The sequence below is a fragment of the Deinococcus pimensis DSM 21231 genome (assembly GCF_000519345.1).
Taxonomy (GTDB): Bacteria; Deinococcota; Deinococci; order Deinococcales; family Deinococcaceae; genus Deinococcus_A; species Deinococcus_A pimensis.
This window is the reverse complement of sequence record NZ_KI912671.1, coordinates 859-25749: the sequence shown is the minus strand read 5'-3', so window position 1 is coordinate 25749 and position 24891 is coordinate 859. Positions and strand designations below refer to the sequence as shown.

28 protein-coding genes are annotated in these 24891 nt (G+C 68.2%); 12 read left to right on the top strand and 16 right to left on the bottom strand.

All coding sequences use genetic code 11. From position 1 onward, the window contains the following. Positions 1 to 116: 116 nt before the first annotated feature. From DEIPI_RS0119765 to DEIPI_RS0119755, 3 genes are all read right to left on the bottom strand, one after another. On the bottom strand, positions 117 to 905 hold the full coding sequence (locus tag DEIPI_RS0119765; protein ID WP_245588611.1) for an MBL fold metallo-hydrolase: 789 nt from the start codon (positions 903 to 905) through the stop codon (positions 117 to 119). A gap of 38 nt (positions 906 to 943) precedes the next feature. After that, on the bottom strand, positions 944 to 1348 hold the full coding sequence (locus DEIPI_RS32915; protein WP_045234774.1) for a MerR family transcriptional regulator: 405 nt from the start codon (positions 1346 to 1348) through the stop codon (positions 944 to 946). A gap of 139 nt (positions 1349 to 1487) precedes the next feature. Next, positions 1488 to 2417, bottom strand: a complete 930-nt coding sequence (locus DEIPI_RS0119755; protein WP_084474629.1) for a LysR family transcriptional regulator — start codon at positions 2415 to 2417, stop codon at positions 1488 to 1490. 143 nt (positions 2418 to 2560) lie between these two features. Here DEIPI_RS0119755 and DEIPI_RS0119750 point away from each other — a divergent pair, with 143 nt between their 5' ends. The 3 genes from DEIPI_RS0119750 (at position 2561) to DEIPI_RS0119740 (ending at position 4627) form a co-directional block, all read left to right on the top strand. Further along, the gene (locus DEIPI_RS0119750; protein WP_027482907.1) at positions 2561 to 3193 is read left to right on the top strand and encodes an NADPH-dependent F420 reductase; all 633 of its coding nucleotides are present in this window, start codon (positions 2561 to 2563) and stop codon (positions 3191 to 3193) included. Between the two features lie 614 nt (positions 3194 to 3807). Beyond that, the gene (locus DEIPI_RS38175; RefSeq protein ID WP_157463823.1) at positions 3808 to 4104 is read left to right on the top strand and encodes a hypothetical protein; all 297 of its coding nucleotides are present in this window, start codon (positions 3808 to 3810) and stop codon (positions 4102 to 4104) included. Positions 4105 to 4441: 337 nt separating this feature from the next. Continuing rightward, positions 4442 to 4627 (top strand): hypothetical protein, encoded by a 186-nt coding sequence (locus tag DEIPI_RS0119740; RefSeq protein WP_027482905.1) that lies wholly within the window; start codon positions 4442 to 4444, stop codon positions 4625 to 4627. 471 nt (positions 4628 to 5098) lie between these two features. Here the strand turns inward: DEIPI_RS0119740 and DEIPI_RS0119735 are convergent, their stop codons facing one another. Both DEIPI_RS0119735 and DEIPI_RS35800 read right to left on the bottom strand, forming a co-directional pair. Continuing rightward, positions 5099 to 5905: an SDR family NAD(P)-dependent oxidoreductase gene (locus DEIPI_RS0119735; RefSeq protein WP_027482904.1), complete on the bottom strand. Its 807-nt coding sequence runs from the start codon at positions 5903 to 5905 to the stop codon at positions 5099 to 5101. An 86-nt stretch (positions 5906 to 5991) separates the two neighbouring features. After that, positions 5992 to 6591, bottom strand: coding sequence for a TetR/AcrR family transcriptional regulator (locus tag DEIPI_RS35800; RefSeq protein WP_052351848.1), 600 nt, complete (start codon positions 6589 to 6591; stop codon positions 5992 to 5994). A 310-nt stretch (positions 6592 to 6901) separates the two neighbouring features. On the opposite strand from DEIPI_RS35800, the gene DEIPI_RS32905 reads away from it, so the two are divergent. Continuing rightward, positions 6902 to 8722, top strand: a complete 1821-nt coding sequence (locus DEIPI_RS32905) for an ABC transporter ATP-binding protein (protein ID WP_045234773.1) — start codon at positions 6902 to 6904, stop codon at positions 8720 to 8722. Here DEIPI_RS32905 and DEIPI_RS41595 read toward each other — a convergent pair. Continuing rightward, positions 8697 to 9074 carry a recombinase family protein gene (locus tag DEIPI_RS41595; RefSeq protein ID WP_027482903.1) on the bottom strand — a complete coding sequence of 126 codons (378 nt, stop codon included), beginning with the start codon at positions 9072 to 9074 and terminating at the stop codon, positions 8697 to 8699. The genes DEIPI_RS32905 and DEIPI_RS41595 overlap by 26 nt on opposite strands. Between DEIPI_RS41595 and DEIPI_RS41590 the strand changes: the two genes are divergently transcribed. The 4 genes from DEIPI_RS41590 to DEIPI_RS41930 all read left to right on the top strand — a co-directional run bounded on the left by DEIPI_RS41590 (position 9057) and on the right by DEIPI_RS41930 (position 11929). Continuing rightward, the gene (locus DEIPI_RS41590) at positions 9057 to 9476 is read left to right on the top strand and encodes a tyrosine-type recombinase/integrase (RefSeq protein ID WP_027482902.1); all 420 of its coding nucleotides are present in this window, start codon (positions 9057 to 9059) and stop codon (positions 9474 to 9476) included. The genes DEIPI_RS41595 and DEIPI_RS41590 overlap by 18 nt on opposite strands. Before the next feature lie 65 nt (positions 9477 to 9541). After that, entirely contained in the window at positions 9542 to 9844 is a 303-nt protein-coding gene (locus DEIPI_RS0119710; RefSeq protein ID WP_211238325.1) for a hypothetical protein, read from the top strand. Positions 9845 to 10238: 394 nt separating this feature from the next. Beyond that, complete coding sequence (locus DEIPI_RS0119700) at positions 10239 to 10505, top strand: hypothetical protein (protein WP_027482900.1); 267 nt, start codon at positions 10239 to 10241, stop codon at positions 10503 to 10505. Between the two features lie 545 nt (positions 10506 to 11050). Then, positions 11051 to 11929 (top strand): glycosyltransferase family 2 protein, encoded by an 879-nt coding sequence (locus DEIPI_RS41930; protein WP_169737163.1) that lies wholly within the window; start codon positions 11051 to 11053, stop codon positions 11927 to 11929. A gap of 85 nt (positions 11930 to 12014) precedes the next feature. Here DEIPI_RS41930 and DEIPI_RS38170 read toward each other — a convergent pair whose 3' ends face one another. The 4 genes from DEIPI_RS38170 to DEIPI_RS0119680 all read right to left on the bottom strand — a co-directional run bounded on the left by DEIPI_RS38170 (position 12015) and on the right by DEIPI_RS0119680 (position 14056). Continuing rightward, positions 12015 to 12194, bottom strand: coding sequence for a hypothetical protein (locus DEIPI_RS38170; RefSeq protein WP_157463822.1), 180 nt, complete (start codon positions 12192 to 12194; stop codon positions 12015 to 12017). Positions 12195 to 12204: 10 nt separating this feature from the next. After that, entirely contained in the window at positions 12205 to 12585 is a 381-nt protein-coding gene (locus DEIPI_RS38165; RefSeq protein ID WP_157463821.1) for a hypothetical protein, read from the bottom strand. A 35-nt stretch (positions 12586 to 12620) separates the two neighbouring features. After that, positions 12621 to 13417, bottom strand: a protein-coding gene (locus tag DEIPI_RS36875) for an IS5 family transposase (protein WP_425387881.1) whose coding sequence is annotated in 2 segments (ribosomal slippage) — positions 12621 to 13090 and positions 13090 to 13417 — 798 coding nt in all. Because the reading frame shifts where the segments join, the coding sequence is not laid out codon by codon here. 63 nt (positions 13418 to 13480) lie between these two features. Next, positions 13481 to 14056: an SMI1/KNR4 family protein gene (locus DEIPI_RS0119680; RefSeq protein WP_027482897.1), complete on the bottom strand. Its 576-nt coding sequence runs from the start codon at positions 14054 to 14056 to the stop codon at positions 13481 to 13483. 36 nt (positions 14057 to 14092) lie between these two features. Between DEIPI_RS0119680 and DEIPI_RS36870 the strand changes: the two genes are divergently transcribed. After that, positions 14093 to 14893, top strand: a complete 801-nt coding sequence (locus DEIPI_RS36870; RefSeq protein WP_157463819.1) for an IS5 family transposase — start codon at positions 14093 to 14095, stop codon at positions 14891 to 14893. Positions 14894 to 15349: 456 nt separating this feature from the next. On the opposite strand, the gene DEIPI_RS32885 is transcribed toward DEIPI_RS36870, so the two are convergent. The 5 genes from DEIPI_RS32885 to DEIPI_RS35790 all read right to left on the bottom strand — a co-directional run bounded on the left by DEIPI_RS32885 (position 15350) and on the right by DEIPI_RS35790 (position 20341). Further along, on the bottom strand, positions 15350 to 16297 hold the full coding sequence (locus tag DEIPI_RS32885; protein WP_052351846.1) for a YrzE family protein: 948 nt from the start codon (positions 16295 to 16297) through the stop codon (positions 15350 to 15352). 252 nt (positions 16298 to 16549) lie between these two features. Further along, on the bottom strand, positions 16550 to 17071 hold the full coding sequence (locus DEIPI_RS0119670; RefSeq protein WP_027482896.1) for a hypothetical protein: 522 nt from the start codon (positions 17069 to 17071) through the stop codon (positions 16550 to 16552). A gap of 94 nt (positions 17072 to 17165) precedes the next feature. After that, positions 17166 to 17666 (bottom strand): hypothetical protein, encoded by a 501-nt coding sequence (locus tag DEIPI_RS0119665; protein WP_027482895.1) that lies wholly within the window; start codon positions 17664 to 17666, stop codon positions 17166 to 17168. Positions 17667 to 17968: 302 nt separating this feature from the next. Then, positions 17969 to 18076, bottom strand: a complete 108-nt coding sequence (locus tag DEIPI_RS42120) for a DUF1206 domain-containing protein (protein WP_157463818.1) — start codon at positions 18074 to 18076, stop codon at positions 17969 to 17971. A gap of 450 nt (positions 18077 to 18526) precedes the next feature. Continuing rightward, positions 18527 to 20341 carry an NPCBM/NEW2 domain-containing protein gene (locus tag DEIPI_RS35790; RefSeq protein WP_052351845.1) on the bottom strand — a complete coding sequence of 605 codons (1815 nt, stop codon included), beginning with the start codon at positions 20339 to 20341 and terminating at the stop codon, positions 18527 to 18529. Between the two features lie 500 nt (positions 20342 to 20841). Here DEIPI_RS35790 and DEIPI_RS35785 point away from each other — a divergent pair, with 500 nt between their 5' ends. The 3 genes from DEIPI_RS35785 (at position 20842) to DEIPI_RS0119640 (ending at position 23732) form a co-directional block, all read left to right on the top strand. Next, complete coding sequence (locus DEIPI_RS35785) at positions 20842 to 21588, top strand: ankyrin repeat domain-containing protein (RefSeq protein ID WP_052351844.1); 747 nt, start codon at positions 20842 to 20844, stop codon at positions 21586 to 21588. 70 nt (positions 21589 to 21658) lie between these two features. After that, the gene (locus DEIPI_RS0119645; RefSeq protein ID WP_027482894.1) at positions 21659 to 22201 is read left to right on the top strand and encodes a GNAT family N-acetyltransferase; all 543 of its coding nucleotides are present in this window, start codon (positions 21659 to 21661) and stop codon (positions 22199 to 22201) included. Between the two features lie 280 nt (positions 22202 to 22481). Beyond that, positions 22482 to 23732, top strand: a complete 1251-nt coding sequence (locus DEIPI_RS0119640) for an MDR family MFS transporter (RefSeq protein ID WP_027482893.1) — start codon at positions 22482 to 22484, stop codon at positions 23730 to 23732. A gap of 44 nt (positions 23733 to 23776) precedes the next feature. Here DEIPI_RS0119640 and DEIPI_RS32870 read toward each other — a convergent pair. Beyond that, positions 23777 to 24891, bottom strand: a 1115-nt coding sequence (locus DEIPI_RS32870) for a hypothetical protein (protein WP_211238324.1), incomplete at its 5' end; no start/stop codon positions are given.

Here is a 24891-nt window from a genome sequence, read left to right as displayed (position 1 = left end):
CTTGCCACGCGGCTCGTGACGTCACCGTGACACCCGGACGTGCCGCGCCTCGTCACGGAGGCGCGGCACCAGAGCCTTGCCCTCTCCTTGTCGAGAGGAGGAGCCCCGTCGCGACTTCAGCGAGTGGGAACGGGCCGCTCGAAGGCGACCGTCTCCCCGTCGTTCGGGACGAGCACCCGCTCCGAGAGGTCGGCCCTGGTGATCGCGGCGTTCAACGCGTCGCGGGTGACGGTCATGTGATCGTACGCTTCGAGGTGCACCGCGACGATCGTCGCGTCACGCGCTTCCCGGGCGAGCGTGACGGTCTGCTCGGCGTCCATGATGATCAGGGTGCCCGCGATCACCGCGCCGCCCGAGTGCGTGACGATCACGTCCGGTCGGTGCCGGGCGAGGACCTCGCGCACGTCGTCGGTGAGGAGGGTGTCGCCCGCGAGGTACACGGTGGGTTCCCCCTCGGCGCGCAGCACGAGGCCGCTCACCTGCCCCATCGCCTCTCCGACCGGTCCGGTGCCGTGCGTGCCGGTGGTGCGGGTGAGGTGAATGCCGTTCCAGGTCTCCTCACGCTCCAGCGGCGTGACGTCCGTGAAGCCTGCCGTCCTGAGGGCGCCCACGTCACCGGGCTGCGCGAGCAGCCTGAGGTTCGTCGGGAGGCGGACGGGGTCGAGGTCGAGGTGATCCCGGTGCAGGTGCGACACCCAGACCAGCTCGGCGCCCCGCGTGACGTCGTCCTCGGGGACGGGCAGGTCCACGGTGGGGTTGAGGCTGACGCCGGCGAGGCTGGGCTGACTGTGCCTCGGCGCGAGGAACGGATCGACGAGCAGAACGCGGTCGGCGTACGTGAGACGCAGGGTGGCGTTCCGGACGAGGGTCAGTCGCATGATGTTCTCCATGAGGGGGCCGCTCACGCCACGCGAGGGTAGGTGAGGGGAGAGGCGGGAGGCCGTCAGAAGTGCGGAAGGAGAAGCGCGTCCTCACCTTGCCCGGCCCGCTCGTCGAGCGCGCGCAGTTGCGCGGTGAGTTTGCCTCTGAGCAGGGTCATCGCGTCGATCCGGTTCGTGACGTCCGCGATCTTGCGGGTGTAGAACGCGCGGAGGTCCTCGACGGTCGCGCCCGAGCTCGTCGGGTCGTCCTGGAAGCACGGCGCCCAGCGCCCGATCTCGTCGAGGGTGAAGCCGACGCTGAGGAACAGCTGGATGAGGCGGACGCGGTCGACGTCGGTGGCGTGGAAGACGCGGTACCGGTTGTCCTCACGCGTGGCGCTGAGGAGCCCGAGCTGGTCGTAGTGACGGATGGCGCGGACGCTGACGCCCGTCGCGGTCGAGACCTGTCCGATGCGCAGCTTCTCCATGCCCTCAAGGTAAACCCTGACACCTGCGTCAGAGTCAAGGGGGAGGAGCGAGGAGCGTCGCGTCAGGCCGCTCGTCACACGCCGCGAGCGGTGAGGGCGAACGAGCGGCGCCTCCTCCCGGGACGTACGCTGCGGCCCCTCATCCCTGCACCTCCTGCGACGGGAGCTCGCTCAACGCTCGCCGCAACGTGCCCAGCAGCACCTCCTGACCTGCACTCGCGGCGCTCCCCGGCGCGCGGAGCAGCTTGAGCTGCACGGACGGCAGGGGCCGCTCGAGCGTCAACGCGACCAGCGTCCCGGCGCGCACCTCGTCCTTCACGACGAACGCCGGCAGCAACGCCAGGGCGTCCTCGTCCCTCAGGACATGCCGCTTGACCGCCTCGATGCTGCCGAGCGCCCGCGTCGGCGCCTCCGGCAGGCCCGCCGCGAGGAACGCGCCGCCGAGCAGCCGCGCGTACGTCCCGGCGGTGTACGTCATCGTCACCACGCGACCCCACAGGTCATCCAGCCGCACCCGCCGCCCCACGAGCGGATGTCGCGGGTGCACGCACAGCACGAGCGGCGTCTCCCCGAGAATCCGCGCGCCTTCACGGGTGTCCTCGGGACGGGCGGGCTCGACGAGCACCGCGACGTCCACGTGCCCCGTCAGGACCTGCTCACGGATGGCCGGGCACAGCCCGAGGCGCACGTCGAGCGTCACGTGCGGCAGGTCCCGAAGGAGCCGCGCGGTGACGTCCGGGATGAGGTACGAGCTGACCGACTCGTTCGTCGCGAGCGTCAGGCGGGATGCTCGCCGGGCGTCGAAGGTGCGCGCGGCGTCCAGGAGCTCCTCCTCGGTCGCCGCGAGTCGCGCCGCGAACTCCAGGATCGCTTCCCCGACGGCCGTGAGACGAACCCCTCGCGGTTCACGCGTGAAGAGCTTGTGCCCGAGGGCGCGTTCGAACTCCAGCACCGCGTTCGACATGGTGCTCTGCGCCACGTCGAGCTCGCGGGCGGCGCGGGTGAAGCTGCCGTGCCGGTGCACGGCGAGGAACATCCGCACCTGCCGCAGATCGACACGGGCATCCATGCCTGAAGGGTACCGGGCCCGCGAGTCGGAGGCAACCGCGCCGGCGAGGGATGCGCCGCACCGATGCTCGGCATCGACATTCCCGATGACGCCCGGGGTGATCCTACGCTGCGGTCACGGCCCGTCGGCCGAGGAGGTAGGACATGAACGTGACCGTCGTCGGCACCGGAGACATGGGTGGCGCGCTCGTCCGCGCACTCGCCCCGCATCATCAGGTCCGCTGGACCGGCCGGGACGTGCGCGTCACCGAACGGCGCGTCGAGGCGCTCGGCCTGAGCGGTCAGGTCGGCGTGGCCGAGCTCGCGCGGGCGCTCGACGCGGACGTGGTGATCCTGGCGTTGTGGCACCGTCACCTCGCGGCGTTCGCACGCGAACATGCGGATCTGCTCGTGGGCAGGATCGTGGTGGACATCGCCAACCCGTTCACCCAGGATTTCGAGGATTTCACCCTGGGGTTCGACACGTCCGCCGCGGAGGAACTTCAACGTCTGCTGCCTCGCTCACGCGTGGTGGGCGCGTTCAAGAACACCTTCGTCGCGGTGTTCGACGCGCCGCACTTCGAGGGTGGCGAATCGGACGTGCTCGTCACGTCCGACGACGAGCGCGCCCGCGCGGCGGTGCGGGCGTTGCTCGCGCCGCTTCCGTTCCGCGTGCTGGACGCGGGCGCGCTGCGGAACAACCGCGTGATCGAACGGATGACGCTCCTTTCGCGTGAGGTGGGGCGGCGGCACGGTTTCACGCGTCGGTTGTCGTACCGGCTGCTCGGCGCACCCTGACCGCGGTGGCGGGGCACCTTCACGTGTCGACACGCTCGTACCGGCGACCCACGAGCGGCGAACGGACTCCTCACGAGGGCCACCTCTGCGGACGTCGAACGCCACGGTGGTATTGAGTTCTGCGCTGCGCCGCGGGAGACGTGAGGGTCTCGTCACGTCCGTGCTCGGGATGTTCTTCGTCCATGTCGAGCGTCCGTGCCTTCCGTCTTCCGGGCGGGCGGGGTGCTCGGGCCGACGAGGTCCCCGCCCGGCATGGGGGGAGACGCGTCGCCGCTTCCTCGACGCGCCGGTGACCTTGGAAGCGGGAACAGGGCGCCTGGGAGCGAGGGAGGTCCACGGACGTGAACGTCCCGCCCACGCCGGATCAGCAGAGGTGCCGTGACGCGGTCGTGACCTCACGCGGCCGGCCTCCTCGTGGCCCTGCCAAAGGTGTCTTGACGGCCACCGACGACAGGACGCGGCGCGCCCTTCGTGGGTGCGCCGCGCCCCACCTCATCCTCGCGCGAGAGGCGCACGACCAACGCGTGTCGGGGTGCCTCGACGTCATGTACGATGAGGGTCCGGAGCTGTTCCCACCCACCCTCAAGATGACCTTCCCTCCCCGTGGAGGTCTGATGCGACCAGGTTCTTCCGATCGGCACGCCCATGATCTGCTGCTGCTGTTCGAACGTCCTCGCGCTGAACTGAGGCGCCTCGCCCACTCCCCGGAGTTCCTCGCGCTGGTGGAACGGGAGGAACCGCCGAGCGTGCGTGAACTGATCGTGCTGGCGTTCAGGCACGTGGACAGCGCGGACGTGCTGCCCTTCTCGTTCCTGGTGGAGGAACTTCAGGAGATGCTCCACGCGGCCCGCGGTGGAGAACGCGCCGGGACGTCGAACGTGAACCGGCTGCGGCAGGGAAAACCGACCTGATCCGGACGCGGAAGACGCGGACAGCGGGCGCGCCGAACGAGGACGATCGGACTCGCACCTCAGCGAAGAACACGAGTCGCTCGAAGCGGCCGCCCGCGTCACGCGGGCCGCCCGGCGGCAACTGGAGCACGCGCGCGTCGAATGGGACGCCCTGCGCTACGGCTTGCGCCTCCTCGAAACGCAGAAGGCACACCGCGAGTGAGCAAGCACGATTTCATCCACACCCACCCTGACGGCACGTTCGTGGACGTGGACGTCGGATGGGAGCGCTCGCTCGGGTACTTCCACCTCAACGGCACCAGCCGGAACGGGCACGGCCAGCACCGAGCACATCGAGGTGTACATCTCCCTGTACGAGCCCCGCCTCGCCTGCCCCTCACGCGGGAGGTACTGGGGCGGCGTCACCCTCACCGAACTCCAGCAGCGCCTCGACGAGCTCGCCCTCACCTCACCCGACGGCCTCCTCGACGCGCTCGCCGCGGACGTAGGGCACGCCACCAGGAACGCCGAGCGTCACGGGTGACTGGACCCCAACAGGAGGCTGCCCGCCCCACCTTGACGCCCGCGTCACCCTCCGCACCAACCCTCTCCCGCCTTCCCCAAGGATCCCCCTCTTCAAGGGGGTTCTTTGCATGCTGGTAGAGGCGAACGCCAGAATCATCGCAGCCACGTCCCAGATCCGACCAGACGCATGACGCCGCGCGCTTGCCATCAAGGACTGCGCGCAGGAGCGGCGCACCCACCGCTGGTCCGGTCTCTCACGCCACGCGAGATGGTTCGAGTGCTTTGCTGCCCCTCACCACGCACCCGATCTTCCAACCGGCATGCCCGTGGTGAGCGCAGAAGGCCACGCTCCCCGGCGCGACGTCCACGGGCGCCCCTCAGACCCGCCACAGCCGAAGGGGCCGAGCGGCGGGTGCAGCATCGGCCCCAACCCACGTGAACGCGCGCCCGAGCTCCTCACGGTCCGGGCGCGCGGCAGGGCCATCGGGCGTCAGGCCTCGCGCGAGACCGCTTCCCACTCCTGCCAGGTCTGCACTCGCTGCGCGTGAACGCCCTGCGCGATGTCGAAGGCCTGCGCGCCGAACAGCACACGCAGGGGCGGGTTCTCGCTGTCCACGACCTTGAGGAGCGCCTGCGCCGCCTGGGTCGCGTCTCCGTAGGTCGCCTGACCCGCCCGTTGCGCCGTCGCCTGTCGGAACCCGTCGTACAGCGGGTTCGGCGTGGACCACTTCGCGCTGCTGCCCGCCCAGTCCGTGCCGTACGAGCCGGGTTCCACGAGGGTCACCTTGATGCCCTGTCCGGCGACTTCCTGCGCGAGCGCCTCGCTCATGCCTTCGAGCGCCCACTTCGAGGCGTGGTAGATGCTGAGGCTCGGGAAGGCCGCGACGCCGCCGATGCTGGAGATCTGGATGATGTGGCCGCGTCCCTGCTCTCGCATGATCGGCAGGGCCGCCTGAGTGATCCACATCGCGCCGAACACGTTGGTCTCCAGCTGGGCGCGCGCTTCGTCCTCGGTGATCTCCTCGAAGAAGCCGAAGTGCCCGTATCCGGCGTTGTTGACGACGACGTCCAGCGCTCCGAAGTGCTGCCGAGCCTGCTGCACCATGGCGAAGTCGGCCTCTCGGTCGGTGACGTCGAGCACGAGGGGCAGGAATGCGTCCCCGTAGCTGCGGAGTCCCTGGAGGTCGTCGAGGCGGCGGGCGGTGCCGGCGACGCGGTCGCCGCGCACCAGGGCGGCGCGAGCGAAGGCTTCTCCGAAGCCGCGTGAGGCGCCCGTGATGAACCAAACTTTGGACATGCTGAACCTGCCGTTCTCCCGTTTTGGGGGTGTGAGGGGTGAGGACCGGTGCGCGAGGCACGGCCGGGTGGGTGGAGTTGAGGCGTTCAGAAAGGGGAGCGCAAACCGCGACCGACGCGGGCGAAGTTGCTTCGGAGCAGGTCGTGGAAGACCTCAAAGTCCTGCTGGGGGTCCCAGCGGGCGAAGGCGGTGGAGACAGCGGTGAAGGCGACGCCGAGCAGGAAGGCGCTGTCCTCGGGGTTCTGGCCCTGCGCGTCGAGGCGCGCGCGAAGCCAGCCGGTGAGGAAGGTGTTGAGGCGGTCGCTGGTGTCCTGCCCGGCCGGACGCGGTGCGGGGGCGTCCTGTTGGAGCTGTTTCTGGAGGCGGAGTTTGGTTTCGTAGCCGCCGGTGTAGTCGAGGAAGAACGCTTCGAGGGTGACCCAGGGCGCTTCGTCGTCGGGGCGGGCGGTCATGAAGGCCTGCCAGCGGTCGTGTTCTTCGGGGTCAGGGTCGAAGAGGATGGCTTCCTTGGAGCGGAAGTAATTGAAGAGGGTGGTGCGCGAGACGTCAGCGGCGTCGGCGATGTCGTCGAGGCTGACGTTGGCGTAGCCGCGTTCGGTGATGAGCTCCAGCGCGGCGTGGCGGATGGCGCGCCAGGTGTCGAGCTTCTTGCGTTCACGTCTTCCGGGGGATGGGCGGCCGTCCACGAAGCGAGCATATTCTCAAAATTGAACGAGTGCAAGTTTGTATGAGTACAGGAATGGTGAGTGGGTTGCGAATCTGGGGTAGACCCCAGCTTGACGTCAGGCAAAGTGCGAAAACGTGTGGAAATAGGGTCGGTCAGGCTTGCTTCCTGACACTCCCGCCGTAGGTCCAAGACCTCAATGGACACTTTCCACGAGAGCCTCGGGAGACCAGTTCTCAGAGAAAGTGTATTGTCCGAGGCCCCGGGCGCTTGAAGGGAATGCAACTGGACTTGCCCCCGGGGGAGACGGACCCGCCGGGTAGGATGCCCGGGTGACGACCAAGCGCGAAGGCACCCCCGTCCCCTGGCCGCTCCTGCTCCGCACCCTCCCCGAACTCTTCCGCGCCGCGCCCCGCGACGTCACCCTCCTCACCCTCGTGCTGCTCCTCGGCGGCCTCGTCCCCACCGTCACGGTCGTCCTGACGAAGCACACCATCGACGGCGTCACCCGACTCGCCCGCGGCGAGCACCAGAGCCTCGTGCTCCTCACCGTGCTGTGGGGCGCCGCCGTCCTCGTCGGGCAGCTCTCCGGGGTCGCCGCGAGCGTCCTGCAAGGGCACGTCGCCGACCGCTTCGTCATGCTGATCACCACGCGACTCATACGCAAGACGCGCGACCTGCCCGGTTTGGACGTCGTGGAGGACAAGGCCTTCCACGATGACATCCAGGTGCTTCAGCAAGGCGCGGGCATGCGTCCCCTCAACCTCCTCGCGACGCTCGTGTGGGGCGCGCGTGACCTCGTCACCGTCGTCAGCCTCTCGTTCGTGCTGGTCACCGTCGGCTGGTGGGTGCCGCTCGTCGTGATCGCCGTGACGCTCCCGCTGGGCCGCACGCAGGTGAGCCTGCGCCGTCTCGGGTGGAGCCTGATGATGCAGCGCACCCAGGACGCCCGCGAACTCGCGTACGACCAGCGAGTCGCGCTCTCGCACGAGTACGCCAAGGAGGTGCGGCTGTACGACCTGACGCCGTGGCTGCTGCGCCGCTACGAAAAGCGCGCGGACGAGTACCACGCCGAGATGCGTGGCCTGCGCTCGCGGCAGGCGCTGGGAATCCTGCCGCCGTCGCTGCTCCTCACCCTGGCGTCCGCGCTGGTGTTCGCGTACGCCGTGAGCCGCGCCGCGAGCGGAAGTCTCAGTGTCGGCGCGGTCGTGCTGGCCGTACAGGGCCTCGCGCAGGTCCGCACGTCCCTCGCGAACGTCATGGAGTACGCCGGGCTCGTCGGGGAGCACCTGGAGTACTTCCGGAAGTTCTGGGCCTTCATGGACGCGCGAGGCGGCGTCAGCGCGCCCGCCGAGCCCGCACCGTTGCCGCAGGAATTCCACCTCACGCTCGATGCGGTCACCTTCCGCTACCCGGACGGCCGCGCCGCGCTCGAAGGCGTCACCCTGCACGTGCCGCAGGGCCAGACCGTCGCCATTGTGGGGGAGAACGGCGCCGGCAAGACCACGCTCGTCAAGCTGCTCCTGCGCTTCCACGATCCCAGCGAGGGCCGGGTGCTGATCGGCGGGACGGACCTGCGCGACCTTGACCCGCGAGCGTGGCGCTCGGTGGTGGGCGCGGTCTTCCAGGACTTCGGGCGGTACGACTACACCGTGCGGGAGAACGTCACGCTCGCCCGCGCGGGGGAGGACGACGAGACCGCGCTCACGCGGGCGGTGCGGCAGTCCGGCTTCGACGGCGCCCTGTCGGCCCTGCCGGGCGGGCTGAACGCGCGGCTCGGCAAGGCGTTCGGCGGGACGGACCTGTCGGGAGGTCAGTGGCAGAAGCTCGCGACGGCGCGCGCGTTGTACCGGGACGCGCGGGTGCTGGTGCTGGACGAACCGTCCGCCGCGCTCGACCCGCGCGCGGAGAGCGAGGTGTTCGAGCGCTTCGCGGAGCTCGCGCGGGGCCGCACGACCCTGCTGATCACGCACCGCCTCGCGAGCGTTCGGATGGCGGACCGGGTGCTGGTCCTGCGCGCCGGGAAGCTCGTGGAGGACGGGACGCACGCGGAACTCCTCGCGCAGGGCGGGGAGTACGCGGCGCTCTGGCGCATGCAGGCCGAGAAGTACGGGGAGGACGTGACGGTCATCTTCCCTGCGCCGCGCGTTTGAGGACGCGCGCGACGGTGGAGGGGTCGTCGCCGTAGAGCCCGGCCGGGTCGGCGGCGGTGAGGTCGCCCGCGCCGACCCGGCGGACGATGTCCTGCCGCCGCGCCTCGCTCAGCTTGCTGGGCCGACCGAAGCGCACACCTTTCTCGCGCGCGGCCTTGAGCCCGGCGTTGGTGCGCTCGCGCAGGTTGGCGCGTTCGAGTGTGGATGTCGGCTCGCCGCTCGCGGACGCACGAGCCGCATCCGACCCCACCCCGCGGCACGAGAAGCGCAAGCCGTACACGACGAGGACGTTGAGCGGCTCCTCGCGCACGCCGCACCACGAGAGTGGGCGCTCGTGCTGCTCTCCGCGCACGCCGGGCTCCGCGTCGCCGAGGCCGTCGCGCTGGAGTGGCGGGACGACGACGTGGCCACGGGGCGCGTCACGATCCGCGAGGGCAAGGGCGGCGGGACCGCCTCGGCGCATCCGTCCCGGCGTGCGATAACCGCGCTGGCCGTTCTGCCACGTGACGGCGCACGTGTCCTGAGGTACCGCAACGAGGACGCCGCTCGGTACGCCGTGAAGCGCCTCGCGGCCATCGCGGGCGTGCAGTACCGCGGGGTGCACGCTCTACGGCATCACTACGGCACGAGGCTGCTCCGGCAAACGGGGAATCTCCGGCGCGTCCAGGCGCACCTGCGGCACGCGCACATCAGCACCACCGCCGTGTACACGCACGACGCGGACGCCGAGCTTCAGGACGACACGCGGGACTGATGAACGGCGGTCGAGCGGTCCAGCATGCGTGGGCCACCTGGCTGGGGGAAAGGTAGGCTGAGGCGGTGACGGACCTGGGGTACAGCTACGACGGCCTGAGCGACCAGGAGAAGCGCGCCTGCCGCGTCTGCGGGTTGATCGAACCGCACCTGCCGTACGGCGAGAACGGCTTCCTGTGGGACTGGGACATCTGCGACTGCTGCGGCGTCACGCACGGGTACCAGGACATTGACGTGCCGTCCACGAAGCTGTACCGCGAGCGGTGGCTCGCCGCGGGCGCACCGTGGAGGAATTCGAAAAGCACGCCGAAGCCGGAGGGCTGGGACGTGCACGAGCAGTTGCGGAACGTGCCGGGGCCGTTCAGGTAACCGACACGCCGAGCGGGGACGCCCTGGTGCTCGCCGGGTGGATGGAGCCCTTCGTGTCGGTCGAGCCGCAGCGTACGGACGTCTAGACTGCCCGCATGACCGACAGGGCGGGCGCGTACCTGGTCTTCTACGAACGGCATTTCGGCGTCCTCTTCGGCGGAAACGCCTTCGACCCTTCGAATGGTTGACCGAGCGTGCAGGTGCCGCGCTTCCTGCCCGACGGGGGCGGCGCGGTCCTCGCCACGCTCGGCCTCACGCACTACCCCTGTACACGTGGACCGAGGCGTTCACGCTCGCGCGGGAAGAGCCCCCGGAGTTACCCGCCGCGTTCGCCCTGCCGATCCTGCGCCATCTGCGCCCGAAACGCATCCGGCCCCGACAGGTGCTGCCTGGCGTGGCGGACGTCGCGCCGAACTTCGCGCGGACGTTCGGGGTGAGCGCGCTGTACCTCACCACGCCGTTCGTGCTGCCCGACGAGGAGCAGGAGGTCGTGGTCGGGAAGGCGCGAGGTCAGCTGCTGCTCGGGGCGTTCCTCAAGGACGACGAGGTGGCGTTCGCCCTGCGGTACGGGTGCGACGCGCTGGAGGACCGCATGGAAGAGGTGGAGGTGCAGGTGGACGACCTGCGGCGCCGCTCGTGCCTCGCGCGCCCACAGGACTGAGCCGCGCGGACGCTGCGCTCGGTGGGTGAAGCCTCCCGGGTGCTTCGAGTTGTTTGTCCTGTACCGGCAGATCATCGTGTTCAACCCGACGCTGGACGTGGGCTTCAACGACCGGACCGAGATGCATTCGCGGCAGGGCTTCACGTGGCGGTCCGAGAGCGTCTCGTTCTCCACGATCGAGGACGGCGGGCGTCACGGTCGACGTGCGCGGCGGCGCGCTGTCGCGTTCCGCGCTGGGGGCAGTCCTGAGCCAGTCGAGCATCTTCGGCGCGCCGCACGAGGGGTGACGCGTCCCGGGCGGGTGCCTGCACCGTCCATGTCCGTCTTGTGAGCGTGACGGCCTCGCTCGCTGCGCTTCCTGGGCGGGTGTCGACGTTGGCGGGCGTCTCCCTGAACGCGGGAGCGGCGCGAGGTTCTGTGGGGGACCGCGTGGTTCCGTGCTGAGGTGGCTTGGCCCGCGGACGGTCCTCATTCTCGTGTGAGCCTGGTGACGTTATGGTGAAGCCCTTATGCCTTTCGGTCGGTTCACCGTCACCGCTCCTCGTGTGAGCGTCCTGATTCCCACTCATAATGCTGCCGAGTTCCTCGCGGAGGCGATCACCAGCGCACTCACTCAGGATGAGGAACTTGAGGTGGTGGTCGTCGATGACGCGAGCACGGACGCGACGGCGCAGGTCCTTACGGGTATCCGTGACGCGCGTGTGCGGTCGGTGCGGCTGGACCGACCGCATGGCGTGCACGGCGCGCTCAATGTCGGGCTTGGGCTGTGCCGGGGTGAATTCGTGGCGCGGCTTGACGCGGACGACGTGATGCTGCCCGGTCGGCTGGCCTTGCAGTCTGCTTTTCTTGACGCGCATCGGTCGGTGTTGGCGGTGGGCGCGCAGGCGCGTACGTTCGGGGCGCGTGAGGAGCGCTTGGATTACCCGGTGTCGGCGGCGCAGACGCGGGCGTGGAGTTTGTTCTCGTGTCCGTTGGCGCATCCGGCGACGACGTTTCGTCGTGCGGCCGTGAAGGCGTATCCGGCGGTGGCGTTCGCGGAGGATTACGCGTTGTGGGCTTCGCTGCTTGATGCGGGTGAGCTGGCGAACGTCGAGGAGGTGTTGCTCGCGTGGCGGATGCACGGGGGTCGGGTGAGTGTGCGGTACGCGGCGGCGCAGCGTGCGGGAACGCGGCTGGTGTGGACGCGTCAGTTGCGTCGTTTGGGTGTGGAGGCTTCGCCTGCGGAGCTGGAGGTGCACGCGAGGTTGCAGTTCGCGCGGTTTCGTGATGTGGAGGTTTCGTTGGAGGAGGCGGTAGTGATGCGGGCGTGGGCCCAGCGGTTGTTGTGGGCGTGCGAGGTGTCGGGAGGGGTGGGGTTGGAGGCGTTGGAGGCGGAGTTGGAGGTGCGGTTGGGTCGTGTGGTGGTGGTGGATTCGGTGGCGTGAGGTTGGGTGCTTGTCCAGACAACTGCAACGTTTTATATGCATGAGAGGAGGTGTCTGGAGTTTTGTGGGCTGGGGGTATCGGCACTCACTGGACGGGTACGCGCCCTTCAGACACGATCGTCAACACGTTCAGCGCTGCGCACCAATCCTTGAGGGCCTCGACCACTTGCTCGACGCTCGCCCAATTGCCAAGAACAGCACTTTCATTGCGCTCTCCTTGAGCTTGACCCGATTTTGAACGGCTGTGGTTAAGAGCTTGTTTCACGAGTGCGAATCTAGGGATTGGCCTGACCAGCTCCAAACCACAGTTCCGCTGCCGTAACAGAAAACGACGACTTCACCCCCTCATCGTGCACAGGGCTGAAGTCCACCTCGACGCCTTGCGCCTCTACAACCAGAACGACGCCCTGACTCAAAACGGCATTCGTCGACCGTTCTTCCACCAATGAGCATGACGCCACCCTACGAAATTCCAATCGGAGTGACCCCCACCCGTCCTGCGACTCGTCATCCTGAACCAACAGTTCCACGGTGAGCCGCCGTTCTAGCACACCATGTGCGAAACTCAACTCCACTCGGCGGACGACACCATCGTTAAAGTTAAAGTACCGCCGTTGCAATGCGGCAACATTCGAGGACGTGAGCCGTTCCATCACGCCCTATCCTGACATGAGCCGTACAACGCAAGCGCTCAGGCAACCAGTCGTCGGAAGCAAATCAAACCGCAGACCAATAGGTTCATCGCCAAGAAGTTGGTGGCACTTCGGTCGTGCCGTACACGCAGACGCCTGAAACCATTGAGCCAACTCAAGATTCGCTCCACTACCCACCGATGCCGTCCAAGACGCTCGCTCGACTCCACTCCTCGTCGTGCGATTCGAGCCTTGATGCCACGTGCCCGGCAGGCCGTCCTGCATTTGCGATAGTCAAACCCTTTGTCAGCATGCACCGTACTGGGCCTTCGCCGAGGGCGGCCAGGTTGTCCGGTTCGTAGCGGCGGGACCGCGTCAAGCAACGCCTCAAACATCATGCTGTCGTGCGTGTTGGCGCCCGTCAGGAGAAGGGCGAGCGGAAGACCGTGGCGGTCCACGATGAGATGACGTTTGGTTCCGAGTTTGCCCCGGTCGGTTGGATTTCGCCCTGTGAGATCCCCCCTTTGAGCGCTCGAACGCTGGCAGAGTCTAGAGACGCGCGGGTCAGGTCGAGGAGCCCGAGGACGTGCAGTTGGTTGAGGAGCGCCTGGTGGAGCGACTGCCAAACGCCTACGGCCTGCCAATCGCGCAGCCGCCGCCAGCAGGTCACGCCACTGGGGAAGCCGTAACCCTTGGGGAGCGCATTCCAGCGGATACCTTCCTTGAGCACGTAGATGATTCCAGCCAACGTGGCGCGGGGACAGGTGAACTGCCCGCCGCCCTTGGGTCTAGGTGCGACGGGCAAGAGGGGCTGGATGAGCTGCCAGAGGCGGTCGGGGACGAGGGTTTCGACCATCTGGTCACCCTACATCCGGGTCATGAAACAAGCTCTTAGACGCGGTTTCACAACTCACTGTGGTCAGGGCGCGCGCCAACCTGGACGCCCGACATCGAGGATGCGCTCGATCCGCTGATCCTCTTCCTCGTCGTTCCCCAATTCCTCCTGCAACATCTCCACGGTGTCATCGTCCAAAGACAACTCGTCGAGCAACTCCATCAAGCTGTTTGCCACCGTCACAAACTCCGGCGCAGTGTTCCGTCCGGTCCACCCGGGTTGACCCTGCACGAACGCCACGACCCGCCCTCCGCCCTGCTCCGTCAGATCGACAAAGAAGAAGTGCTGAGCGTTCGAATTCGCGATCGGCAGCACCTCGCGCGGAACCTGGAAGGTCTCGCGCACAAAGTCGAGCGCGTGCTCGAAGGTCGTCGGGCCTTCAACCCCATACCACTCCTGCAAGGCGACGTTGCGACTGCTGCCGTCCGCGAGGGTGACGTCCATAGAGAACGCACAATCTGCGCCGTTCACGACCGACAGGAACTCGACGACGTCACGCGGCAGCGACGCGCCGAGCGCGACCTCCAAGCTGGCGATGTCCTCGGGTGAAGCGGGGCGGGAGACGTTGTCAAACACGACGTTTCGGTAGATGGCGTGCACGTCCTCACTCTAATGGTGGGTTCGTAGCGTCGGCGCGTGATTGACGAGCTTGTCCCGGACGCCCTCTGGTCGATCGTGCAGCCCTTGCTCCCTGTGCCCGTTCAGCCGCGCGGTGGACGCCCTTTTGCTGATCCACGTGCGACCCTGGCGGGCATCATCTACGTGCTGCGGGAGGGCATCCGCTGGGCAGCATTGCCTCGTGCGTGGGGCTTTCCGAGTGGCGTGACGTGCTGGCGGCGCTTGCGTGACTGGCAGGCGCGGGGCGTGTGGCGGCGGGTCTGGCAGCGCGTTCTGGAAGGACTGGCATCCAAGAACGCGATTGACTGGTCGCGTGCGTCGGTGGACTCAGCGAGCGTGAGGGCGCTGAGCCGAGGTGACCTGACTGGACCGAATCCGACGGATCGAGGGCGTCCTGAGACGAAGCGGCATCTTGTCGTGGACGGGCAGGGCGTACCGCTGGGTTTGGTGCTTTCGGGGGCGAACCGTCACGACAGCGCGTGCTTCGAAGCAGCGCTGGACGCGATTCCTGGGATTCGGTCGGGGCGTCCGGGTCGTCCGAGACGACGCCCCGACAAGGTGCATGGCGACAAGGCCTACGACCTTCGGCGCTGTCGTCGAGCGTGTCTTGAACGCGGTATCGCTGCCCGCCTCGCTCGACGTGGCGTGGAGTCGAGTGAGCGGTTGGGGCGGCACCGCTGGGTGGTCGAGCGAACCTTGTCGTGGTTGAACGGCTTCCGGCGTCTGCGCCTCCGGTACGAACGGTATGCGTCGCAGTTTGAGGCACTTCATCTGCTGGCGTTGGCACTGATCTGTTTCCGCAGGTTGGTAAGGTTGTGAAACCGCGTCTTAGCCTGACAAGGGTGGCAGGCCACGTTCGGGGGTGCGGAGTGCGAGGTGTTGGAGCAGAAGAGCGCGATGAGGTCTGCTGTTGATTTGGGGTAGACCCAGCTGCTGCGAAGAGCATCCACATCAAGGAAATTCCTTGAGGCACTGGGTTCCGTGTACGAAGAGGGAAGCGGCCAACAGCGCAGCCCCGTACGCGCTTCACCTCTCAAAGCAACGAAGTCGACAGGTCGCTCCGTCGCGACTTCGGTGCCGGCACCGAACAGTGCGCGCAGAAGAGCCCATCACGGACGCCAGGAAGTTCGCCTTCGAGGAGTGCTCGACCGCAACGCTCGGTGGACCCCTTCGGGAAGGCATCGCCGTCCCACATCGTCAGGACAAGTGTCGAACAGGGAGAACAGCACGACGGACGCCTTCCACTTGGAGGCGTCCGTCAATACCGACCGCATGTTAGACGTTGCGTCCGCGAAGCTCCTCGTCCCGGCCTTTCACCAGCGCGCCCCCCTTGGGCACGTCGCTGCCACGCCCACCCCCGAGGGCGCTGAAGCCCAGCAGCAGCCCCAGGGCCAGCAGGAACGTCCAACCCGCCGTGCCGGCCGCGCGACGCGCGATGCGTTCGGTCGCGGCGGCCGTCTGCGTCGCCTGCCGCTGAAGCTCGTCCACCTGCTGCGTCACCGCGCGCTGCGTTTCCTGCGCCTCCGCTTGCGACAATCCCTGACGCTGGAGACGCGTCACGAACTGCTCACCCGACAGGGCGCTGCGCACGCTGGTCACACGGTTCGTGACGAGATCGTCGAGGTTGCTGACGTTCGTCAGGTTGCTGCCGATGTCGTTGCTCGCGCGCCTCACGATGCCGCTCACGACCCGCGCGGCCGCCGTGGTCTGTTCCTGGTCCAGGGTGGGGCTGTTCTCCGCGATGATCTGCCCGAGCTCCTCCTCGTCGAGGCCCGACAGCAGCTGCTGCACGGGACCGCTCTGCGCGGCGTCCTGCGCGGTCTGCGACGAGGCGGCGCTGCCCATGCCCACCGCGTTCGCGGCGCTCCCGGCGAGGCCCAGCGCGGTGCGGGCGCCGCCGAGCAGGGCGTTGTAGGAGAAGAGCGTCAGGCCGAGCGCGAGCAGCATGCCGGTCAGGAGACCGTTGAAGCGGCCCTGAGCGGGCGTGAGGTACCCGGCGGCGCGCGCCGCGACGAGCCCGGCGAGGAAGGCGCTGATCGCGAGGCTCACGGCGAGCCAGGTAACGGTGCCGATCGCGAGGCCGCGGGCGCTGTCGATGCTGGCGGCGCCGGCGGCGACGCCGAGGGCGGTGAGGGCGAGCTGGGTGACGACGCCCACGACCAGGCCGGCGAGGATGCCGGTCCACGAGATGCGGGGCAGGACGGTTCCGTGATCGACAAGCATGGTTCTCCTGGAGGGATGAGGAGTGAAGGTGGTGGTGGAGGTGGCAGTCGCGCACATGCGGGCGAAGTCGCGGTCGTTGGGAATGGATCACGCGTGCGGACGGTACGGGCGTCGGGTACCTGTGTGATCACCCAGACATGAACCCGTCCGTTCACGTCCCAACGTTGACAACAGGCGGCTTCATGGGACGTCGACGCCGTCCTGCCCTGAGCCAGCAGTTGAGCAGTGGACACGACCACGCGTTCGCGGCGCTCAGGTCGTCCTTCGGCCCGCCGGGTCCGCCGAGGCGCCCTCGGGCTGCTCACCTTCGAGGACCTGCGTCACCTCCCGTCCGGTCGCGGCGAGACTGCCGAGCTGCGCCTTGGCGTCTTGCACGGCCCGCCCGACCCGCTGTGGATCGTCCGACGACAGAATCACGCTTGCGTCCTCCGCGAGTTTCGTCATGGGGGACACGCCCTCCTTGGCGACTTGCGCGACTTGTTGGCCTTTGCGCGCGGCGTTCATGGCCTTCGTCGCCTTCTGCCGCCAGTCTTGCGCGGTGGACTGCACGACGCCGAAGTCATGCCGGGCGACGTCGCCCAGCCGACCCTGCCGCGCCGCGTCACGGTACGCCTGCACTTTCGTCTGCACGCGCGAGCGGCGTTCGGGATTGCGTAGGATCAGGTACGTTCCACCGCCGAGCAGCAGCAGCAGAAACGTGCGGCCACGCCCGCCGCGCGGTCGTCCGGTGAGCGTGTGGTGGTCGTCGATCACGATGTTGAATCGGTTCGGCATGGGGTTTCTTCTCCTTCACGGCGTGCTTTGAATTTTCGAATCTCTCTAGGCCGGCGGAGCGTTCGACCTTCGTGCCCTCGGGGAGAGCAACGGTTCAGTTTCGCTTGTCCTGGTCGTCCACGAGCTCGTGGATCGGGACCACCCCGACGGTCGTATCCGCGCCCGTCGGGGAGGCGGGGGTCAACGTGACTGGACGAACCGGGCTGGCGCCCGAGGTCACGTCGGTGGAGACCGCCGGGACGCGCAACGTCACGCGCGGTGTCTCCTGCGCGCCCTCTTCCCGCTCGGCGGTGTCGGACCTGCCGGAGGGCGGCTTCTTGGCCGCGCGGGTCTTCCTGCTCCTGCGCCACAGGAGCACGCCGCCGACGGTCGCGGCGGTCAGTCCGAGGCCAAGCGCGAGGAGGGGCACCTTGCCGGCCGCTGCCCCTGCGTTTCCTCGCTTCACGTCCTGCGTGGAGAGCGGAGTGGCCACCGACGGCGTCATGGACGTCGGGATCAGCAAGGCCGCTTCAGTCTGGTCGAGACGGGTGGGTCGAGGAGGCTGAACGGGTTGCGCGTCGGTCATGATGATGGCCTGAGGGTGAGCCGCGGTCATGTGGACTCCTTGTGCCGTAGGGCGTCGTGCAAAAGGCAGGCAGTGACGGCCGCCCGCAGAAGAGGTCTCGGGGTGGTTCTGCCCATCGGGCACGGGAGCGCCCGGAGTGCTCGGGAAGACACGATCGGTCATCCCACGCGAACAGGCGTCTCGCGTCGAGATCGCTTCACCGTAGTCCTGCCGTCAGGTACGGCAGGCGCGTTCGGGTGAAGGACGGTTGTGACGTCTCGACGCCCCCACACGAGTTGCGTGTGCATGAGTTCAGCGTTCTGCCACAAGTCGTGCTGCCGCGCCCACGCCTTTCAACAACGCACCCGCCGGTACCTGGCCTGCAACAACGAGTACACCCCGAACGCCACGAACCCCAGCGCCAGCAGGCCCAGCGGCGGCTGCCCCAGCAAACGCGTCATACGCCGATACCAGTGACGTATGCGCCGTATGGGCAGAACTTTGAAGTGGTCAGAGGAGGTGGCGTCCACATCTGCGCGGAGGCTCTGCCGCTCCAGGTGCGCCCGTGAACGTCCTGCGCGGCCCTTCACCTGACGGACGACAGGTACCGACGTCCGCCCGAGTGTTCTGTTTGGCCTTTGGCACACGTCGTGACATGACAGGACCTCGTGTTCTTGGATGTTGCGCGCCTCTTGTCGTTGCGAAGGAAACGCCAGGCGAGGAAGTGCGTTAAGCTCCTCCTGACTCCATAGTCAGGAGGAGCTACGACCGCTCATCCAGATTGGCTGTGCCGAGCGCGACACGACTCTCACACGGTTCGGGCCACCCGGCCAATTCCCAAGTCGACGACCTGCTCAGAGGCGGCTCCTGGACGAAACCGGGGGCTGCCTCTACACACCAACGCCGTGAGCCTACGGCAGCACGCGCAGCAGCCACCCCTGTTCAGGACGGGAGAACCGCGAGAAGGACATCAGCAACTTCCCGTCCGGCTGCACGTACAGCCGCTGCAGGCTGGCGTCCGCGAGGTTCGCCCGGAACACGCCGCCCTGCCCGAAGCGCTCGTCCAGCCGACCATCGGACAGCAACCGCGCCACCAGGTCCGCACCGGGCGACACCAGCACACGACCGAGCTGATCTGCCCGGACCAGGATGAGGTTGCCGTTGAACGACCCCGCCGGGGCGTTCGGGACGACGACGTCCGCGTCCCCGTTCGTCCCGAACGTGGTGTCTACACGACCGTCCGGCAGGTACCGCCTCACCCGTGGTGGCTGAGGCGTCACCACGGCGTAGATACGACTGGTGGTGAGCAGCCGACCCTTTGGATCGACGTCCTGCAACACGAAGCACACGGACGCGGCACACGTGTTCACGCGGCCTCCCGCCCCGAACGTGGCGTCGAGCTGCCCATCGCTGGTGTAGCGCACGATGGCGTACGGCTGCCCGTTGCGTTCGGACGCACCGACGGCGATCCTGCCGTCAGGAAGCAGGAAGGGACCGTCCTCCACCACCCCATTCACGGACACGACGACGCGGCCTCCCTCCCCGAAGGTCGGGTCGGGCGTGCCCTGCGGGGTGAGACGAACGAGGCTCGCCTCCGTTCGCTGGATCAGGCCGTTCGAATCCAGGAAGAATTCAAGGGTGGTCACGACGGCGGCGCCGTCGGGGGTGATCACCGTGGGGCTTCCGTTGAGGCTGCGCTCGGTCACCATCGTGGGAAGCTTGACGAGGCCACCCGAACCGTAGGTGGTGTCAAGCACACCCGAGGGAGAGAAGCGAGCGACGAACGGAACACCGGTGGGTTCGACGCCCTGAATGAGCAGTGTGCCGTCCAGGCCGACCAGGAGTTGACGTGGGACGAGGTTGGTCAGCACGACGTCGCCACCCTGACCGTACGTCGTGTCGGTCTGGCCGTTCGGCAGCAGGCGACGCAGGCGGTTGCCGCGTTCGCGGTCCTGGATGAGCGTCAGGATGCGGCCGTCGGGGAAGACGTGCAGGTCCTGAAATTTCGCGAGGCCGTCGAGCAGGAGCTGTCCGTCTCCGTCAAAGGAGGGGTCGAGCGTGCCCGAGGGTCCGACGGGTGGCTGCGTGACGGTGCCCTGCTGGCAGTGGACGGTGGGCTGGATCCAGTCCGCGTGATCGTAGTAGACGTTGTCCCCGCCGTTCGTCACGACCAGACGCAGGTCCGACTTGCCGGTCGTGTCGACACTGTAGAATTTCGTGCCGTCCCTGCCGGTCATGACGCCCGAGTCCCACACCTTGGCGCCGTCCAGCCAGATCTGGAAGGTGACGCTGCCCCGGTCGCCGACCTCGTCGTCCACGCCGACGTACCCGTCGAGCTTGTTGCACGTCACTCCGGCCAGGGTGCTCTTGAGGCTCCAGCGGAGTTCGCTGTCCGCGTGCACGCCGTAGCCGACGTCATAGGTCTTGCCCGCCACGGTGAGGGGCTTGCCGTCGCCCCCCTGCTGCTCGCCGTTGCTGCGGTTGACCTCGATGGGACCCCAGCCGTTCGTGGCGCTCAGGATGGGTTCGTAGTACAGGTTGTTCGCGCCCGGGTCGAGGACGAGCGGGGTGACGGTGCCGGGCGCCTGGGTGTAACTCCAGGGGTAAGTGGCGCCGTTGGCGTAGGGGCCGAGGTTGTCGGGCGAGGCGGTGGGACCCTGTCCGCAGGCGAGGAGCAGCAGGGGCAGCGTGAGGGGGAGGAGTGCACGGTGCGTGAATCGTGACATCAGTGCTCCTTGCGCCCGGAGCGTGCAATCGGTTGTGGAATCGGCCGGTGGGCGCAAGGGCAGCGTGACAAAGCGGGCGTGACCCTGCGTGCAGGGCGTGTAAACACCTGCCTCACGTACTCGATACGAAGTACTCACCGCGTGACGAGTCGAACAGCGGTCGCGTGAGCGGTCCACGAGGATCGCATCACGAGCGAGCGTTCATGTGTCACCGTACGCGTACTCCGATGGTGAAGCACTGGTGGACACACTCACTCATAATCCATGCGGAAGCGTCTTCGTGTGAATCTAGGGTATACCCCAACCTGACGTCAGGGACAGAGCCGAAACGTGTGAATCTAGGGTAGGTCACACCCTGTTCCGGACACTTTCACCGAAGGTCTATGCCCTCAATTGGACACTTTCCACGAGCGTGTAGGGAAGTGATTCTCGGAGACCGTCAATGACCGGGCGAAGCGACCCTGGCGTGTCCTCACGTTCGGGCGCCCCAAGGAGTTCCCATGACCAGAACCGTCGTGCTTGCCGCCCTGCTCGTCCCTACCCTCGTCGCGCCCGCCGGGGCGCAGGCGATCGATCCGCAGGGACTGCTCTCCTCGCTGGTGCGTGACGCTGGCGCCGGCGACCTCAGCAGCGTGAAGTCCTGGGTCGCGCAGGGCGTGGACGTCAACGGCCAGGTCGGACGGGCGCGGCAGACCGCCCTGATGACCGCCGCGGGGCGCGGACGCACCGACGTCGTGACGTACCTGCTGTCCGTCGGTGCGGACCCCACGCTGAGGGACGCCGACGGGCGCACCGCGCTCGACCATGCCCGGCGAGGGAGTGACCCGCGTCTCGTCGCGCTCCTCGAGAAGCCCGCGGCGCCCACGGCGGGAGGCCTCGCGAAGCTCACCGGGCCGCGCAGCTCAATGATGCCCGGGAACTTCCCCGAGGGCGCGATCCTCGTGGACTTCAAGATCATCCAGGAGGACCTCACCTCGCCCCTGTACGCGGCGGCCAGGGCGCTTGGGCGTCCGTGCGGGAAGGTGGAGGTCGTGGCGTGGTCGGACGCGCCGAAGAACCTGCCGGAGCAGCTCGACAAGCTCACGAGCGCCCTGGGCTTCGCCCGCAAGGCCCTGTCGACGCCGGCGGGGAGCGTCGGGGCTTTCGAGCTCGACAACGGCCCCATCGGACAGGCCGGGGTGTGGATGCAGGTGGGGAACGCGATGGTGCTGTCGTGGTGCGTCCTGCCCTTCAAGCCGGTCAGGTGAGCACCGGGCGGGTCGGCCCTGCGCGTCTTGCCGACCGGACGGGTGATCGCCAGCGCGGCATCATGGAGGCATGCTTCACCTTCGAGCCGCCACCCTGAATGACGCACGCGCCGTCGCGTCGGCGCACGCATTGAGCTGGCGCACGTCCTACCGTGGGCAGTTCAGCGACGTGTTCCTCGACGGGGACGTCCTTGCCGAGCGGACCGCTGCGTGGACGCCGCGGCTGCGGCGGCCCGACCCGGATCAGGTCGGGACGCTCGCGGAACTCGACGGGCAGGTGGTCGGGTTCAGCTGCACCCTTCTCGAGGACGACGCCTGCTGGGGCGCGCTGCTCGACAACTTGCACGTCCAGCCGCACCTGAAGGGTCAGGGGGTCGGCTCGACGCTGCTGAGTCAGGTGGCGCGCATTTGCCACGAGCGCAGCCCCACGTCGGGTCTGTCCCTCTGGGTGCTGGACGCCAACGGGAACGCGCGGCGCTTCTACGAACGTCACGGCGCGACCTGCGCGGGTGAGGAAGGGTCCCCGCCGGGCGGTGGTCGGGTGCGTCGGCTCCGGTACGCGTGGACTCCTCAGGAACTCGTCCGCATCTCTATGACGACTTCACCGGGGTAACGAGGGGAAGGTCGTCTGGGTCGCCCTCCAGGTGCTGGCGTGGCTCGTGAGCACGACACGGAAGGCCGGGCCGTCGCGCCTCCGACGAACCACCCGGGGACGACGGGCACGTGCGGCCTTGTCGATGCGTTCCGTACGCCTCGACGGCGCCGTCGAGCGGCGCGCGTGCCACTCACGGACGTCCTCGGCCAGTCCCAGTGGGGTCGCCGAACGCGCCAACCAGCTCACGCCGTGCGCTATCGTGAAACGCCGCGTGCCCGGCGTACGCTGGAGGTTCCCCTTGATTCGTGCGTTCCAAGCGCTGCACCCGAACATCCAGGTGCGGCTCACCACCAGCTTCCTCGGAAAGATCATCGGCAGCGCCGTTTTCCCGCTGATGGCCATCTATTTCGCACGGCACTACACCCTCGCGGTCGTGGCGTTGCTGCTCGGCACGCAGTACGTCGTGCAGTTCCTCACGAGCCTGTACGGCGGTTTCCTCGCGGACACCGTCGGACGCAAACGCCTGATGCTCACCGGGGAGGTCGTCAAGCTGCTCGCCTTCCTCGGGATGCTGCTCGCCAACCTCGGCGCGCCCCACCCGCTCGGGACGTTCGCGGCGCTGCTGGTGCTGTCCGTCGCGACCGGCCTCGCCGGTCCCGCGTCCGACGCGATGCTGATCGACGTCAGCACCCAGGACAACCGCGCGTTCATGTACAGCGTCAACTACTGGGCGAACAACCTCGGCACGATGTTGGGCCTGCCGCTCGGCGCGTGGTTGTTCCGGGATCACTTCACCTCCCTTATCGGAGGGCTGCTCGGCGCGACCCTCGTGATCCTGTGGATCACCGCCGCACGCGTCCAGGAGACACTGACCGGCAGCCGTTCGCGACCCGAGCCGGGCCTGCGCCCGCTGACGCGCAGTTACCGCACCGTCGCGCGTGACCGGTCGTTCCTGCTCTTCACCCTCAGCGGCGTCGCCCTGATGACCATCGAGTTCACCCGATTGGGGTACCTGGGCGTGCATCTCGACCAGCACTGGCAGGACCTCACCCTCTCCCTGCCCGTGATCGGCGACCAGCTGATCGACGGCGCCCGCGCGCTCTCCGTGTTTGGCGTCCTCAACACCGCCCTCGTCGTGCTCCTCACGGGCGTCGCGACGGTCCTGCTCAAACGCCGCGACGCCCGCACCAGCCTGCACACCGGCACCCTGCTGTTCGGCGTCGGGTACGCCGCGCTGATGCTGTCCACCACCCTGCCCGCGTTGGTCCTCGCGGGGGTCGTCCTCACGATCGGGGAGCTGATGCACATTCCCTCCCGGCAGGTCATCCTCGCTCAGACCGTTCCGGTCGAACGTCGAGGCGCGTACATGGCCGTGAACGCCATGATCTTCCAGGCGGGCAAGTGGCTCTCGGCGCTGGGCCTCGCGCTCGGCCCCATCGTCGGTAACGTGGGGATGGCGGCGCTGCTGCTCGGCTGCGCCCTGCTCGCCGTGACGTTGAGCGTGGTCAGCGCGCGTCCTGCGCTCACGCTCTTTCCGGCGCACGATTGACGCTTGCGAACGGTCACCCGGGATGCCGTGACGGGCGTGACGGTTCAACGAGTCTCTGGAGCGGTGGGGTGGGTGTCGTCCCGACCCGCGAGCAGCCACGCGGGCTCCGGGCGGTGCACGCCGCGTGGCACGTACACCAGCGCGCTCGACGCGCCGAGGACGTCCGCGAGCAGCCACGCGATCGAGAGCCACATCTCGGTGCCCTGGAGGCTGGGCCGCCGGGTGGGGGTGGGGCCGCGCTCCAGCTCGAAGGAGAAGCCCTGCCCGTTCGTCCAGCCGCGCAGTACCCGCTCCAGTTGCGCCGCGGCCCAGTCGCGCGCGTCGCCTTCACGCCAGCCGCTCTGCCGGGCGCACAGCCACAGGGGATGGACGACGTCGAGGACGTTGCAGGCGTTGCCGCGGTCGTCACGGAAGAAGCGGCGGTCACGGGTGTGCGTGAGGACCGTGTCGACCGTGCGTTCCGGGTAGGGGAGCGGCAGCCCGAACTGCGCGTACGTGCCGCGGGTGAGGCGGTAGAAGCCGTTCACCGGCTGGAGGAGACCTTCGCGGGTGGTGGGACGACCCCACGTGCCCGTTCGGGGGTCCGCGCGGCGGGTGAGCCAGCCCATGAGAGTGTCGAGCGCGCCCGCGTCACCGAAGTACCTCAGGTTGAGGTACGTGCCGGTGCCGTACGCGTCGATCCAGTCGCCCGCGCCCCACGCGCCTTCACGCCAGTCGAGCGTGTCGAGGCAGGCGGTGAGCGCCTGCGGGGTGAGCTCGGCGACCGCGTGGACTTTGCGCTCGGGGCGCGCGCCGAGCAGCTCGAGGGCGTACCCCACGGCGAGGAGGTGGTAGCGGGACAGGTGATCGCCGAGCGTCCATGGGTCCACGTGCGGCTCTGGGGGATGCCACGGGTCGGGGAAGAGGCCCGTGAGCTCGTCCTGGAACCCCTGGAGCCGCGTCACGAGCGCGTCCGGGGTGTCGAGGGGTGGGGGCGCGCCGAACATCGCGGCGATCTCGACGGCGTCACACCAGGCGCGCACCGTGCGGGCGTGCCCGGGTTGCTGCGCGTACCAGGCGTGGGGTCCGTCGCGCTGGGTGTGGTGGTCGAGGACGTCGCGCCACTGCTCGCGCGCGAGGCGGCCGAAGGCGTCGAGCCGGGCGTCCAGCGTCGTGACCG